Genomic DNA, 976 nt, shown 5'->3' on the forward strand with positions numbered 1-976 from the left:
CTTCCGTGGTCATATGCGCGATATCTTTGGCCGAATAGATCGACAGGCTTTGACGCACCCGCGCCTCCGAACAGGTGCAGCCAAACCGTACTGGCAGCGGATCAAAGACGCGTGGCGATTCCTCATGGAACAGGCGCAGCAAGAGATCCGTCTGGCTGAGAGAGGGGCCAATCAGTTCAAACGTATCTACAGTATCAAGAAGGATATTGGCGCGGTTCCAATTTTCGCCCTCATCCTCGTTGAGAAGATCGGTTGCGGCCAAAAGCCCCGCTTCCCCTGATCCGCCTTCGCCGGTCACATGCGGGCTTGCTTTGGGCATATGCTGAAGCATCACGCCGCCTGCGCGCCAATTCTCTCCCTCCTGCCCTGGGGTGGAGGAGCGACCATAGCCCAACATAAACCGTGTCGGTAACTGTTCGGATTGGGCAAAATAAGCCTCGGCACAACCGCGCAAGGCATCGCCCGTCAGAGGTGTGATGCCCTGATAGGGCGCGCTGCCCGTGCCTTGATCCAAGAGAAGTGCGAAATAGCCCTTGCCCGCCTGTGGAAAGGGTGCGGCGCTGTTGTCAAATTTGTCTTTGTCGTAACTCGCATAGGCACGGATGCGGGCGGGTTTCCCCTCGCTTTCAGGGGCATAAAAATCTGTCGCGATCAAACGCAGCGGGCCATCACCGCGTAATTGTAGCGACAATTTCCAACGCAGTTTTATGGTCTGTCCGATCAAGGCGGTCAAAAGCACCATCTCGGCAACCATAGCCTCAACACCTGACGGGTAATCATGTTGGCTAAGAATCTGATCCAGCGTCTGATCAAGGCGCACCACGCGCCCCCGAATATCGGAAGCGTCTAATTGAAATGGTAAAACCACATCATCCCAAGCGGCATCAGCGCCAACACTCATTCTCTTTCGTCCTTCGCCTAAAATTATCGCGCCTTTTTTGTCAGGGTCAGCCAAAGGCCGCGCCCCGTCAACCGC

General features: G+C 55.8%; 1 protein-coding gene. It reads right to left on the reverse strand.

Annotation, left to right across the window (positions count from 1 at the left end; translation table 11 throughout):
- On the reverse strand, positions 1-901 hold a 901-nt coding region (hslO, locus tag ACR0B3_RS24225; RefSeq protein ID WP_480811269.1), incomplete at its 3' end, for an Hsp33 family molecular chaperone HslO.
- Positions 902-976 lie beyond the last annotated feature (75 nt).

Source organism: Ruegeria sp. CE9, assembly GCF_056537425.1.